This is a genomic window from Stenotrophomonas sp. SrG (genome assembly GCF_050031795.1).
Taxonomy (GTDB): Bacteria; Pseudomonadota; Gammaproteobacteria; order Xanthomonadales; family Xanthomonadaceae; genus Stenotrophomonas; species Stenotrophomonas rhizophila_A.
Genome location: NZ_JBNBBE010000330.1, coordinates 1 through 265, shown reverse-complemented (window position 1 = coordinate 265; position 265 = coordinate 1). Strand labels below are relative to the sequence as shown.

Genomic DNA, 265 nt, shown 5'->3' with positions numbered 1-265 from the left:
TCCACCAGCCGCGACGGCACTGCGCGGGTCAACCGCGGCAGCAGGTAGATGATGGACAGCCCCGCCGCGCACACCGCCCACACCTGCCACGAGCGCCCGATCAGCTCGGGCATCTGTGCCTGGAAAATCAGGATGGCCAGTGCGTTGACGAAGCCGGTGATCACCGAACGCGACACGAACCGCATCAGCGCGCCCAGATTCAGTGCGCCGGCGATGATCTGCAGCAGGCCGGCCAGGATCGTCGCGGCCAGCAGGTACTGCAGGC

The 265-nt window shown here is 67.5% G+C and carries 1 protein-coding gene; it reads right to left on the bottom strand.

Annotated elements, in window-relative coordinates; translation table 11 throughout:
- Window positions 1-265 (bottom strand): SulP family inorganic anion transporter (locus tag ACQG3P_RS20000; protein ID WP_426806018.1); only part of this gene is annotated, 265 nt, incomplete at both ends.